Origin of the sequence: Colwellia sp. MB3u-55 (assembly GCF_014076785.1) — a bacterium.
Classification (GTDB): domain Bacteria; phylum Pseudomonadota; class Gammaproteobacteria; order Enterobacterales; family Alteromonadaceae; genus Colwellia_A.
Map to the genome: position 1 here is coordinate 22,974 of NZ_JACGUS010000112.1, position 14,104 is coordinate 37,077.

Sequence of the window (14,104 nt, forward strand, 5' to 3'; positions counted from 1 at the left end):
ACATCCTCAAAATAAACATTCATTTTCTAAAAGCACTAGACCGTAAAACACTAATTTTATTTTCAAAATAAAACTAATCAAATTTGTATGAATCTCTTACAAAGCAGTTTCTAAACATTAGCGCTTACGTTAAAGTGCATTATAAGATAATAATAAGAAAATAGTTAAAATCATGCAAGACAGTCCTTTATCATTACTTCCTCCACTTGTTGCTATACTTATTGCCATTTGGCGAAAAAACGCTCTATTAGCTTTATTCTGCGGTTTAATTTTAGCAAGTATCATGTCGACAAACTGGCAAATAATAACGGGCTTAACCGATGGTTTTTTGGCGATTGGTGGTGTATTCACTTCTACCAGCAACCTTTATATCGTTAGTTTTAGTTTATTAATTGGCGCATTAGTGACCCTAATGAATAAATCAGGTGCGGTTAATGGCTTTATCGAAAAGCTGTCCTCATTAAATTTAGTCAAAAACGCTCGACAAGCAAGTCTGCTGCCGACAATTATTGGTACCAGTATTTTTACCGATACTAATTTAAGTATGTTTACCGCGGGTATGGCTAGTCAGAAACTCTTTGATAAATACAAAATTAGCCGCGCAAAGTTAGCCTACCTAATTGACTCAACTTGCGCACCAGTAAGCATTTTATTATTAATAAATGGCTGGGGTGCTTATGTATTAGGGTTACTTGATGATTATCAACTTGCCGACTCAGTGGGTGTTTTAATCGGTACGGTTAGTTATAACTTTTACGCAATAATCGCTATTTTATTGGCTTTTTTTACCGCCTACAGCGGAAAAATTTATGGTCCAATGAAAAGTGCAGAGTCTTTGGTAACCGAGCAGCAACAAGATACTGTAAAACAAATAGCGCCAGCCTATATCATGTGGTTGCCTTTATTAACGTTATTAGCATTGACCCTAATTTTATTATGGATAACAGGTGATGGCGACATACGCCGTGGCTCAGGCTCATTTGCTGTGTTTTGGTCAATCATCAGCGCTTTTATTTTATTAGTGCTATTAATTACCTTGAATAAACTCCTTAGTGTTAAAGAAATAACCCTCAGCTCCGCTGCAGGCATTAAACATATGTTTCCTGCTGTTGCCATTTTAGTCTTGTCATTTGCTTTTGGTGACGCAATAAAAGGTTTGGGCACAGGTATTTATGTCAGTGAATTATTTAATGTTGAACTGCCGTTATTTTTAATGGCACCCGTTATTTTTATTGCCGCGGCGTTAATGGCTTTTGCAACAGGAACCTCTTGGGGGACTTTTGCTATATTGGTACCTATTGCTGTACCTATCGCTCAACAAAGTGGGTTACCCATAGAATTTTTAGTCGCTGCTGTGTTAGGTGGTGGCGTATTTGGCGACCACGCCTCTCCTATTTCTGATACAACCGTGGTTGCATCAATCGCCAGTGGTTGTGATCATTTCGAGCATGTTAAGACACAATTACCATATGCATTATTTGGTGCTGTGCTCACGATTATTCTTTATATCTTCGTAGGATTAGGGCTTTCATAAGTGCAATCAATTAATATAATTTTTGAACACAATAATTTTATTATTGTAGAGAAACCGGCCGATGTTAACTTCCATGATGAAGGCGACCTTGAGCAAGGTTTTTTCAACCAAATTAAAAAACAGGGAAAAGCGCAAGGTAAATTTGATGATTTATTCCCGGTGCATCGTCTTGACAAAATGACTTCAGGTTTAATGATTTTTGCAAAAAACTTAGCGACTACGCAAGAGTTTCAAACGTTATTTGAACAACATAAGATTGAAAAATATTACTTGGCGATCAGTGATAAAAAGCCTAAGAAAAAACAAGGTTTGATTAAAGGCGATATGGAAAAAAGTCGCCGAGGTATGTGGAAATTACTGCGAACACAAGTCAACCCCGCTATTACACAGTTCTTGTCGTATTCACTTAGCGATGGTCAGCGTTTGTATTTATTAAAACCGCGAAGTGGTAAAACCCACCAACTACGTGTTGCCTTATCGAGTATTGGCTCTCCAATACTCGGTGATCCACTTTATGCAACGCAAGATGCTTATCAAGAACAACGTGGTTATTTACATGCATACGCGCTGAGTTTCACTTTAGATGGGGAAAATTATCAATATGTACTTTGCCCATCTTCTGGAGAAAGATATTTAAGTGAATCTTGCCAACAACAATTAGCGGCCATTAAGACCCCTTGGTCACTTACTTGGCCAAATATAAGCTAACAACAGCCCCTATTGAATTCATCATCTAGGCCAAGACTCCGTCACCCTGATACTGAAATAAATTCAGCATGACGACAAGGGTGAAAGGCAAACGCCATTCTACTAACTAACGCATTGTCATCCTAACCAATTCACTGAGACTGTGAACATAAAAAAAGCGAGCTAAGCTCGCTTTTTTTTATGTTCATTTTTAAATTCTACTGTTTTAGAAAAGATTTAATGAATGAATAAACACGACACCTATCGCTGTTGGACAAACAAACTTGGTATACCAAGGCCAAATTTTCCAAAACACACTATGCTCTGCACTATCATGACCTTGCTTAAGCTCCATAAGCACATCATTTCTATGCCAAATCCAGCCAACAAAAACACAACATAGCATCGCTATAATCGGTTGCCCATATTGCGTAGCAGCAATGGCAACAAAATCGAGCATAGTTTCAATATTTAAAACGATAACCACGCTCAATAAGAAAATACCAATACCAATTAAGCTGGTCGCTTTTTCTCTTGGAAGGTCATGACGCTCGACCACGTAAGACACCGGTCCTTCAAGCATTGAAATAGAAGATGTTAAGGCGGCAATAGACATTAATAAGAAGAAAGCAAAAGCGACAAAGCTGCCCATATTACCCATGCTTTCAAATAAACTAGGTAAAACAGTAAAGACCAGACTTGAACCATTGATTAAACTGCCATCATCAGCAAATATCGCTACGCCTTGCGCTTGGGCAACATACATCGCAGGAATAATTAATAAGCCGGCTAGGAATGCGATAGACACATCAATAAGCGTAACTTGTGCACCTAGGGTAATTAAATTCTCTTTTTTAGAAATATATGAACCATAAATAATCATCACACTGGTGCCTAGTGACAAAGAGAAGAAGGCTTGCCCTAATGCGCTAATTAATAAATCAGCTTCAAATACACGGGAAAAATCAGGGTTCAAATAAGCATTTAATCCCTCGGCTGCACCATCTAAGGTAACAACATAAATAATTAACAGTATTAATAAACCGATCAACATTGGCATTAAACGTGTTGACCATTTTTCAATACCATCTTCAACGCCATGGCGAATAATAAAAACGGTCAAGATCATAAATAAAGCGGTAAAGCCTAAATTACGCCACAAAGATTGTGAAATAACCCATTGCGCTGCATCACTTAAGCCAACAAAGGTTAAAACGGGTTCAACGGCATAAGACATCATCCAGCCCGCTAAAATCCCATAAAAACTAAGAATAAGTGCTGCACAAACTATGCCTCCAAAACCAACAAAGAAGGCGGATTTTTTCTGCCAAAGACTGCGTGACATTTTTTCTAGCGAGCTAACGGCATTCGCTTGCCCGTATCGACCTATTAATAATTCGGCCATAAATGCAGGGTAAGCTAAGCAAAAGGCTAAAACTAAATAAACTAAAACAAAAGCAGCACCACCATTACTTGCTGTTTGTGTTGGGAATCCCCAAATATTGCCTAAACCAACAGCGGAACCTGCCGCTGCCATGATAAAACCAATCCTAGAACTAAACCCACCTCTTGAAACACTCATTAAACATAATCTTTATTATTATTAGAATGCGGTTAATCTACTTAATGTGTCATCAAAACAACAGCGTTAATTGTCTAAAAGTCAGCAATTTGTCACTAAAATCATCGTGTACTTGTAAAGATAAGATTACTTACCGAGTAAAACAAAAAATAAACGTATAAAAAAAAAGCACCGATAGTGCTGTTTTTTAGTATTGAGATATTTACCCTTCAAAGGCTTAACATATTAAAGAAAGCGCTGTATTAGTCGCGAAAGTTGTTAAACTGAAAAGATTGCTCTAAATCGCCTTCACGAATTAATTGCATGACCGCTTGTAAATCATCACGTTTTTTACCAGTCACTCGTACTTGATCGCCTTGAATACCCGCTTGTACTTTTAACTTACTGTCTTTAATTAACTTAATGACTTTTTTAGCGATAGGTTGCTCAATACCTTCTTTAAAGGAAAGATTTTGAGTGAAGGTTCTACCTGTATGCTCGGTATTAGAAAGGGTTAGGGCTTTAGCATCGATATTACGCTTTGCCAACTGCACGCGCACCATATCTACCAGTTGTTTTATTTGAAAGTCACCTTCAGCTTTTACTACCACGTTGGGCTTTTTCCATTCAATGCTCGCTTCAACACCACGAAAATCAAAACGCGTTTCTAATTCTCTCTTGCAGTTTTCAGTTGCATTTCTTACTTCTTCCAAATTAATTTCGGAAACGATATCCATAGAGGGCATGATCTTGACCTTTCGATAATTCAATAATTTAAGTGTTGGTAATCTTAGCAAGATTACCACTAACGGGTAAAGGTGATCGCAACGGCTATTTTCACATGTTATGATGAATAATTATAAACTAATGACTTCATGAATTACCCCTTAATGAAACGTTACATGCAACGACTAACTATATTAGTTTTTTTACTGGTATTAGCACTGATTTTTTTAGTCCCTAATGATTTAAAAACCACCGTTATTAATAAAATACAAATAGATACTATTGGCCATATCATTGGTTTTTTTGGTCTGACTTGGATTTTAGTCGGTTTGATGAAACTACCTTTAATCAATACGGTTATTTGTTTATTTTTTTATAGTGCATTTACTGAATTAAATCAATATTACTTAGGTTTTCGCAGTGGGGAATTTTTTGACTTTGTCGCTGATGTTGTCGGCATATCTTTCTTTGCTGTTCTTCAGTGGATCTTTGTACTTTATCAACAGCCCAAAGGTATAAAAAGATAAGATGAATATTGTTATTGTTGGCCAAGGTGCAATAGGTTTACTTTGTTATCATCGGCTTTCTCAAGCGATAATTAACCAACAAGGTGATAACTTAGTATCATTATGGCCCTCAACGCCAACAACATTATCTGATTACTTTTTTAGTGAAATAAATGATGTTGCAAAAAGCTTTCCACTTACAATGGCTAATAATCAATTAATTGCCAGTGCTGACGTTATAATTTTTTGTGTAAAGTCTTATCAAGTCACCGCAGCAATGAAAGCTGTTGATCATTTAATCAGTGACAATGCTGTTATTATTCTTACCCACAATGGTTTAGGAACTCTCGAAGAAATTAACTCTCGACTTAAACCGTCACAATGTTTATTGGCTTTGTTACTTACGCAAGGCGCTAAAAAAGTCGCTCCTTATCATATTAAACATACCGGCATGGGCCATAGCGATCTGGGTATTATTTATGGGACACTGCACTCAATAAAGCAAAAGCAATTATTAGAACTCCTTAATAAAAGCCTGAAACAGCTTAGCTGGCAAGAAAACATTCAACAAGCGCAGTGGAAAAAGTTAGCCATTAACTGTGTGATCAACCCTATTTCAGCACTAAACGATATTGAAAATGGTGAAGTGAATCAAAAAGCTTACCAGAGAATGACCGAAGATATTATCAGTGAGGTCGTTGCTGTAGCGACGAAGGAAGGCGAAATATTAAGTGAGATTTTATTACGACAGTTAATCCATAATGTTGCTAAAAGCACTAATAAAAACACCTCTTCGATGCGTGCTGATGTGCTTAATAAACGTCGTACCGAAATAGAGTATATCAACGGTTACATTCACCGTTTAGGGGAGAAACATCAACTAACCACAGCGATAAATACTCAACTATGGTTAGCTGTTAAAGCACTTGAGGATAAATACTTACCCGAGTAAACGTGTCATATTAAGGACGATAAACTTTAACGTTCTTATAACCTTCACCAATTAAGTATAGTGTTTGTAGCTTACTCATTACACCTTGGTCACAATACAGTAAATATTCTTTATCTTGCTCTAACTCACTAAACTTATTAGGTAGCTTATAAAAAGGAATATGAATAACGTTGACGTTTTCAAGTTCGAGAGGATTTTCGTCTTCTTCATCAGGGCTTCTAATGTCAATAACGATTGAATCGCTAGGAAGATCGTCTACTGTATCAACCGCATGAATTTCTTCTTCACTTTCTTTGCCTATATCGCGTATATCATAAACACGGGTTTCTTCAACAACCTTGTCTAAAATATCAAAATCAAACTTTTCTTCTTCTGCTTCGATCTTTGGTAAAATAGCTTTTATTGTTGGTCGTTTAGAGATAACACCACAGTATTCAGGTATGGTTTTAGAAAAATCTTCCGTGCCAATTTTACGAGCAATATCAATAATATCTTGTTTATCGTAGGCAATTAATGGACGAATAATTAACGTATCCGTTACTCTGTCAATTATGTTTAAATTAGTTAATGTTTGACTCGATACTTGACCTAATGCTTCGCCGGTAACCAATGCTTTAATTTTAGCGCGTTTAGCGATTTGAGCAGCAGCACGCATCATCATACGTTTAAGAATAACGCCCATTTGTCCGTTATCTACTTTTTCTAAAATTTCAGCAACAACCGGTTCAAAATCAACGCAAAAGAATTTAACTTTGTGTGAGGCACCGAATTTATTCCACAAATAGTAGCTCATCTGCTTCACGCCAACTTCGTGAGCAGCGCCACCTAAATTAAAGAAACAATAGTGAGTACGAGTACCTTTTCTTATCATTTGAAAACTAGAGACACCAGAATCAAAACCGCCTGACATTAACGATAAAACATCTTCTTGTGTTGCGATTGGGAATCCGCCTAAGCCTTCGTGACGCTCAGCGACAATAAATAAATATTGTTCCTTAATTTCTAATAAGATAGTTACGTCAGGTTTTTTCAGTTTAACCTTCGATGACTCAACATGTTTTTTTAAACCACTACCAACATATTGTTCAACTTCTAATGAACTAAAATCATGTGTTCCTTTACGTTTTACTCTAACGCAGAAAGTTTTGTTCTCAATAGTTTTTTGGTGTGCTACTAAAGTTTTTTCAAAAATGCTATGAACATCAGTGTATAACACTTGTTGGACTTCAAGAAAATGAGCAACACCAGGAACACACTTTAAGGTTTCAATTACTGCCAAACGATTTTTAGGACAGTTATTTTTAGTATTAACCTCTATATTATCCCAGTTTGCCTGAGTGGTAATTTGCTCATCAACACGTCGTAAAACATTTTTAATGCTGGATTCTAAAATTTTAGTAAAGCGCTTACGAACCGGACGACTCTTTACAGCAATTTCAGATTGGAGTTTTACGATGAATTTCATGAACAAGCGACCCTAAATATCAAACTAGACTAAAGGCCATAATCGGCCGACAAAAATGATGGCGCGAATTATACACGAAATTGAAATGAAGAGTAAGTTGAAAAGAAGAGTAAGTTGAAAAATGTACGCTAAGCAATAAACGGGGGTTTATCACTTAACTCCATCACGACAGTTGAATTTCTCAGCTTAATTTATTATTTAATAATAGAAACAGGTTCGGTTTCCTTAGCTTTACCTTGGTTAATTGAAATCTCAACACGTCGGTTTCTTCTACGATTTAGCGCGTTAGTATTAGGCACTACCGGTCTTGTATCGGCATGACCAACAACCAGTAAACGCGACTGGTCAAACTCAGGGACTTTAATTAATTCATGAGCAATAGCGACAGCTCGTTTACTTGATAAATCCCAATTTGAAGAAAATAACTCTGAACTAATACCGCGATCATCTGTGTGTGCAGAAACCATAATTTCACCCGGAACCGTGTTGAGTAGTTCACCTATTTCTCTAATGATAGGGCGAAACTGTGGTTGTAAAAAAGCAGAACCCGAAGGAAAAGAACCATTTTCACGAATACGAATAATTACTTGTTGTCCGAGAGATTCAAGCTCTATGGCACCATCTTGAATTTGTTGTTCTAATTGATCAGCAATTTTTTTAACTAATTCATTTACTTGCTCTTGCGAAGCCTGCTCTAATTCGTCTTGAGCCTTTTGCATTGCCTGGGCTGACATTTCATCTGCAGTACTTTGTGATTGTCCACCACGTTCTGTACCTCGTTGTTCTTGTCGACCACCTGCAGAGGTTTCATCACCTGCTTGGAACTCCAACATCTGTTGTGTCATTTCCATGGTTTGTTGCTGGATTACCTGAATAGGTGTTGGCTCTGGTTTACCTGGGCGGAACTCTTGCGCGATAATACTGGTGCCTTTGGGAATATCTTTTACTTCAATCTTATTTTGAACACCAAAGGCGAATTTCATTGAACCCGCGATTTGTTTAAATTTCAAAACATCCATTTCAGAAAAAGATAAAAGTAAAACGAAAAAGCACATTAATAGTGCCATTAAGTCAGCAAAAGTACCCATCCAAGCCGGGAGTCCGGGAGGTGGACATTTACATTTTTCAGCCATAAATTACTCCCGTTATTCTTCTTCTGTGGTATTTACAACACGCTTACCTTCAGCAAGATAGTTTTTAAGCAACCCCTCGATAACACGTGGATTTTGACCATCTTGAATACCTAAAATAGCATCTAGAATGAGTTCTTGATTCATTTTCTCTTCAGCTAACCTAAGCTTTAATTTTGAAGCAATAGGACTAGCAATAACGTTAGCAAGGAACGCACCATAAAGCGTTGTTAATAGAGCAACAGCCATGGCCGGACCAATAGATTTTGGATCATCCATATTTGATAGCATCGCCACCAAACCAATTAAAGTCCCTATCATGCCCATTGCAGGCGCAACATCAGCAAGCGCCATCATCATGCCAACGCCAGTTTCATGTCGCTCTGAGGTTAATTGAATATCTTTTTGTAAAGTACCTCTAACTACATCAGCGTCGTGACCATCGACCAACATATCCACACCTTTTTGCATAAAACCATTGGTGATCTCGGCTTCTTCTAATGCCAAGAAACCACCTTTTCGGGCCGCATCTGCCATCTCAACTGATTTTTCAATAAGGTCGTCAGGTTGTTCCATTTTGAACATAAAAGCTTTAACTATAATTTTCCCAATTCCAAAAAACTGACTGAGATTATATTGAGATAACACAACAAATATTGAACCACCAAAAACAATAATAACTGACTGAACGTCAATAAACATACCGATATCACCAGACAACATCATTGCCATAATGAGTAAACCTATTGCGCCTACTACACCTAATATTGTTGCTATATCCACAAAAAAGTCTCCACAAAAAAATGATACGGATAGTCGTATTATTTGATAATACATTAAGGTATTACGATACGCGAATACTTATATTCTTATCCACGCTCGTGATTTACCCGTAACCATCCAAAGCGCAGAGTTAAAACGGCATATGAACGGGTTACGGCTCTATAAGTTTATTATCGTCTATATTGTCAATAACTTAAGTAATTAGTCCCTATTTTTAAGGTTAACTTGACTGAACAAAATAATTGTTCTGTATCTTTAACAACGTATAGTCCAGAAACAGTTAATACTGCCAACTAAATTCGCTATATTTATGCTAAGCCAATTTATATTTATCTAGTTATCGTTAAGCGCAACGCGTTAATGATAAATATAAGCGCTATTCTAGTCGTAAAATGACCCACAATAGAAAGTATATGATAGTCATTAAGGGGCAAAAGCATTTGAAGTTTATTGATTAATTAAGGCGTTTGGTATAAATTTGCGCATAGATATTTAATCACTGAACCCTCGATGATGGCTAAGAAAAAAATAGAAAACTTAAGCTTTGAAGAATCACTCTTAGAACTTGAAACTATTGTTCAGAATTTAGAACAAGGAGCGTTGAGTTTAGAAGATTCAATGACCCTTTTTGAGCGCGGCTTAAATCTCAGCCAAGCCAGTCAAGAAAAGTTAAAAAATGCTGAACAAAAGATTCAAATCTTACTGACAAAAAATGGTAAAGCTCAACTTGAAGATTTTGAAAACGAAGTTGACTCAGAAAGTTTGGGTAGTAATTAGTGACCCAATTATATCAACTCGACGTTTATCAAACGCGCATTAATGAATACCTTGCCAACAAATTAGCCGCTTATGAAATAAATGATCAAAAATTGCTATCGGCAATGCAATATGGCTTATTAATTGGTGGTAAACGCATGCGTCCTTATTTAAGTTATATTACCGGTGATGCACTGGGACTTAACTTATCTGACGTTGACGGTATTGCGGCAGCATTAGAATGTATTCATGCTTTTTCATTAATTCATGATGACTTACCTGCGATGGATGATGATGATTTACGTCGTGGGCAACCAACTTGTCATAAAGCGTTTGATGAAGCGACTGCTATTTTAGCGGGTGATAGTTTACAGACGCTTGCCTTTGATATTTTAGTTAATCATAACTTTAGCGCCGCGGTTGAATCAAAACGTATTAGCTTAATCCGTCAATTAGTCAATGCTTCAGGTTACCAAGGCATGTGCGGTGGACAAGCACTTGATATTTCTGCGACCGATAAAGTGATCACTTTAGTTGAACTAGAAAAACTACATTCACTAAAAACAGGTGCGTTGTTAAAAGCCTCTGTGACCATGGTTACAGAGTTAAGTAACGATATTTCTGCCGATGAAAAGCACCAACTCGCCGTTTATGCTGATCATATTGGTTTAGCCTATCAAGTGCGCGATGATATAATTGATATTATTTCTAGTGTGGAAGAGCTAGGAAAACCAGCAGGTTCAGACGTTTCCTCTAATAAAAGTACCTACCCTGCGCTATTAGGTTTACAGGGCGCTCAGCAAAAAGCTGACAACTTATATCAACAAGCACTTCAAGCTTTAGCAACTTTACCCTACAATACAGATAACTTAGCTCAATTTGCGACGTTTATTATCAAACGCGCTCATTGATCTTGATCTTGCAATTTAAAGAATAAACAAAATAAATATGACTATAAATCTTGCTGACTACCCTTTATTGGCCAATATAAATTCTCCTGACGATCTGCGCATGTTAGATAAGAGCCAGCTAATTCAGGCCAGTACAGAACTGCGTAGTTACTTATTAAGTTCTGTAAGTAAAAGTAGTGGCCATTTTGCTTCTGGATTAGGCACAATAGAATTAACGGTCGCATTACATTATGTTTATAAAACGCCCTTTGATCACTTGATATGGGATGTTGGCCATCAAGCTTATCCACATAAAATTCTAACAGGTCGACGCGATCAACTGCATACTATTCGTCAAAAAGATGGTTTGCACCCTTTCCCGTGGCGTGAAGAAAGTGAATATGATGTATTAAGTGTTGGTCACTCAAGCACATCTATCTCTGCGGCACTCGGTATGGCCGTTGCTGCAGAACAAGAAGCCAAAAATCGTAAAGTTGTTGCTGTTATTGGTGATGGCGCAATGACAGCAGGTATGGCTTTTGAAGCGTTAAATCATGCTGGTGATATTAAAAGCGATATGCTGGTTATTTTAAATGACAATGAAATGTCAATTTCAGAAAATGTTGGTGCATTAAATAATCACTTTGCTAGATTGTTATCTGGCAGTATATATACAGGGATACGCGAAGGCGGTAAGCGCATACTTAAGGGTATTCCACCTATTAAAGAATTAGCAAGTCGTGCCGAAGAACATTTAAAAGGCATGGTTGTACCCAGTACCTTTTTTGAAGAGTTAGGCTTTAATTACATTGGCCCTATCGACGGTCATGATGTCAATGGTTTGGTTGATACCATTACTAATATGCGTAACTTAAAAGGACCTCAAATCCTTCATATTGCCACTAAAAAAGGCAAAGGTTATCACGCAGCAGAGCAAGACCCAATAAAATATCATGCTGTCCCTAAATTTGATCCCGCACAAACGAGTTTGCCAAAGAGTAAGCCAAGTTTACCCACTTATTCAAAAATATTTGGCGATTGGCTCTGCAGAACAGCAGAAAATAATGATTCACTAATAGCCATTACACCTGCCATGGGTGAAGGCTCCGGCATGGTTGAATTTAGTCAGCGCTTTCCTAATCAGTACTTTGATGTCGCGATTGCAGAACAACACGCGGTAACTTTTGCTGCGGGTCTCGCAATTGGCGGTAAAAAACCGGTAGTCGCTATTTATTCAAGCTTTTTACAGCGTGGTTACGATCAATTCATTCATGATGTGGCGATCCAAAACTTACCCGTTTTGTTCGCAATTGACCGAGCCGGCATTGTTGGCGCAGACGGGCCAACTCATCAAGGCTCATTTGATTTAAGCTTTATGCGTTGTGTTCCAAATATTGTTATTATGGCACCATCGGATGAACGAGAATGTCAATTGATGCTTAGCACGGGGTTTAAGCATAATGGTCCTGCGGCTGTTCGTTATCCAAGAGGGTCAGGCAACGGTGCGCCTTTACCTGACATCGGCGAAACAATTGAAATAGGTAAAGCAAAAACTATTTTAGAAACAACCACTGACAGTGCTGAGCCAAAGGTTGCCATTTTAAACTTTGGTAGTACCTTTGATGAAGCAAAGATAGCGGCTCAACAATTAAATACGACGCTCATTGATATGCGTTTTATAAAACCGCTTGATGAAACACTTATTGACCACATTGTAAAAAGCCATAGTGTTATTGTGACCGTTGAAGATAATGCAATTGCGGGTGGCGCAGGTTCAGCAGTCAATGAATATATATTAAGCCAAGGTGTTGCGATTAAAATATTAAATATTGGCTTACCTGATACCTTTATTAAGCATGGCACCCAACAAGAGATTCATCAGGAACTTGGCTTAGATAGCAAAGGTATTATTGATAAAATAACCTATTTTGTTGAACGCTAAACATTGTTAAAACTCCAACCCAAAGTCACTAATAATAGTTAAATATTAGTGACTTAATCTTTATCTCCCCTATCTTTTACTCTAATTACCCTCTTATTTTTACCACTAATTATTGTTTTTTTCTTTAAAAATTTGTCTTTATCTGCTTAAATAATATACGCGATATATTTCTCATACATGAATAAGGATTATTTAATAGAATTCAATCGAAGTATTATTTCTCTTGCGCTAATTTCAGCCCTCACCGCTTGTGGTGGCTCAAGTAGCTCTAGCACTAAAACCCCCACAATAGCACCACCACCTGCTCCGGTACTCATACAAACCGTTATCAAAGGTAAAGCGATAAAAGGCACAATAGCAAACGCTGTGGTTACTGTTTATAAATACGTTGACAGAAAAGCAGTTAAACTTGAAGATGCCGAGTTAGCTGCGTCTTCAATTATTACTGAAGATGATGGTAGCTATACCATTACCCTTTTAGATTATGACGGCGCTATCAAAGTAGAGTTATCGGTTGGTGAAAATACCACGATGATATGTCATGCTCCTGCAGGTTGTGGTGAATTAGCCCACGGCGCCACAATAGCACTAGCTACTGTTGATCCAACCTTAGTATTATCAGCGATTTCAACCGTAGGGAGTGATAATGCAGGGACCGCAAATGTAAATATTTCAGCTCTCACCCATTTAGCCGCAGCACTTATAGAAGCCGATGAAAGCGGAGTTAGTGAAACGACAATACAAGCGCACTCTTCTATTATTGCCAATGCTTTTAATATTATGAGCAGTTTAAAGGCACTTGAGCCAACGGCTGTTGAAAATGCAACCAGTGTTGCAGGTGAGGATAATGTTAATGAGTTACGCTACGGCTTGATCAATGCTGGCATCATGTCTGTTTTGTTTGCCGGTCAAGAAAATACTACGGGTGTTTTATCGGATAGATTAGCCGATGTTATTGAAGATATAGTCGAACACAATGGCGCATTATTGGTACACCAAGATGATAACGATGAAGGTTTTGAACTGTCTTTAGTTGAAGTTCTTGATAGTGCTGGCGATGTTGCCGCTGCTGCAGCTCAAGCGATAGCTGCAGATAAGATATTATCAACCCAAGATAACAGTGAAATACTGAGCGAGCTTGACCAGTAAGAAATTACCTTAGAAAACTAATC

At 37.6% G+C, this 14,104-nt stretch carries 13 protein-coding genes; 8 read left to right on the forward strand and 5 right to left on the reverse strand.

All coding sequences use genetic code 11. The annotated features are described in order from the left end of the window. Positions 1–172 precede the first annotated feature (172 nt). Positions 173–1,534, forward strand: a complete 1,362-nt coding sequence (locus H4J66_RS09410) for a Na+/H+ antiporter NhaC family protein (protein WP_182173618.1) — start codon at positions 173–175, stop codon at positions 1,532–1,534. Continuing rightward, on the forward strand, positions 1,535–2,242 hold the full coding sequence (locus tag H4J66_RS09415) for a TIGR01621 family pseudouridine synthase (RefSeq protein ID WP_182173621.1): 708 nt from the start codon (positions 1,535–1,537) through the stop codon (positions 2,240–2,242). It begins immediately after the preceding gene. Positions 2,243–2,447: 205 nt separating this feature from the next. Here H4J66_RS09415 and H4J66_RS09420 read toward each other — a convergent pair whose 3' ends face one another. Further along, complete coding sequence (locus H4J66_RS09420; RefSeq protein WP_182173624.1) at positions 2,448–3,803, reverse strand: sodium-dependent transporter; 1,356 nt, start codon at positions 3,801–3,803, stop codon at positions 2,448–2,450. A gap of 242 nt (positions 3,804–4,045) precedes the next feature. After that, the gene (locus H4J66_RS09425; RefSeq protein ID WP_070375873.1) at positions 4,046–4,528 is read right to left on the reverse strand and encodes a YajQ family cyclic di-GMP-binding protein; all 483 of its coding nucleotides are present in this window, start codon (positions 4,526–4,528) and stop codon (positions 4,046–4,048) included. Positions 4,529–4,684: 156 nt separating this feature from the next. Between H4J66_RS09425 and H4J66_RS09430 the strand changes: the two genes are divergently transcribed. Beyond that, positions 4,685–5,035, forward strand: coding sequence for a VanZ family protein (locus H4J66_RS09430; RefSeq protein WP_182173627.1), 351 nt, complete (start codon positions 4,685–4,687; stop codon positions 5,033–5,035). Between the two features lies 1 nt (position 5,036). Then, the gene (locus tag H4J66_RS09435; protein ID WP_182173630.1) at positions 5,037–5,966 is read left to right on the forward strand and encodes a ketopantoate reductase family protein; all 930 of its coding nucleotides are present in this window, start codon (positions 5,037–5,039) and stop codon (positions 5,964–5,966) included. A 10-nt stretch (positions 5,967–5,976) separates the two neighbouring features. Here the strand turns inward: H4J66_RS09435 and thiI are convergent, their stop codons facing one another. The 3 genes from thiI to pomA all read right to left on the reverse strand — a co-directional run bounded on the left by thiI (position 5,977) and on the right by pomA (position 9,344). Next, the gene (gene thiI, locus H4J66_RS09440) at positions 5,977–7,431 is read right to left on the reverse strand and encodes a tRNA uracil 4-sulfurtransferase ThiI (RefSeq protein WP_182173634.1); all 1,455 of its coding nucleotides are present in this window, start codon (positions 7,429–7,431) and stop codon (positions 5,977–5,979) included. A gap of 194 nt (positions 7,432–7,625) precedes the next feature. Next, positions 7,626–8,564 carry a flagellar motor protein MotB gene (locus tag H4J66_RS09445; RefSeq protein WP_182173637.1) on the reverse strand — a complete coding sequence of 313 codons (939 nt, stop codon included), beginning with the start codon at positions 8,562–8,564 and terminating at the stop codon, positions 7,626–7,628. Positions 8,565–8,576: 12 nt separating this feature from the next. Then, positions 8,577–9,344, reverse strand: coding sequence for a flagellar motor protein PomA (gene pomA, locus H4J66_RS09450; protein WP_182173640.1), 768 nt, complete (start codon positions 9,342–9,344; stop codon positions 8,577–8,579). 513 nt (positions 9,345–9,857) lie between these two features. On the opposite strand from pomA, the gene H4J66_RS09455 reads away from it, so the two are divergent. From H4J66_RS09455 to H4J66_RS09470, 4 genes are all read left to right on the forward strand, one after another. After that, positions 9,858–10,121 carry an exodeoxyribonuclease VII small subunit gene (locus tag H4J66_RS09455; protein ID WP_070375867.1) on the forward strand — a complete coding sequence of 88 codons (264 nt, stop codon included), beginning with the start codon at positions 9,858–9,860 and terminating at the stop codon, positions 10,119–10,121. After that, a complete protein-coding gene (gene ispA / locus H4J66_RS09460; RefSeq protein WP_182173643.1) occupies positions 10,121–11,011 on the forward strand; it encodes a (2E,6E)-farnesyl diphosphate synthase in 891 nt (296 codons plus the stop codon). Before H4J66_RS09455 ends, ispA begins: the two co-directional genes overlap by 1 nt. Before the next feature lie 37 nt (positions 11,012–11,048). Next, on the forward strand, positions 11,049–12,932 hold the full coding sequence (dxs, locus tag H4J66_RS09465) for a 1-deoxy-D-xylulose-5-phosphate synthase (RefSeq protein ID WP_182173646.1): 1,884 nt from the start codon (positions 11,049–11,051) through the stop codon (positions 12,930–12,932). 177 nt (positions 12,933–13,109) lie between these two features. Next, complete coding sequence (locus H4J66_RS09470; RefSeq protein WP_182173649.1) at positions 13,110–14,081, forward strand: hypothetical protein; 972 nt, start codon at positions 13,110–13,112, stop codon at positions 14,079–14,081. Positions 14,082–14,104: the final 23 nt, after the last annotated feature.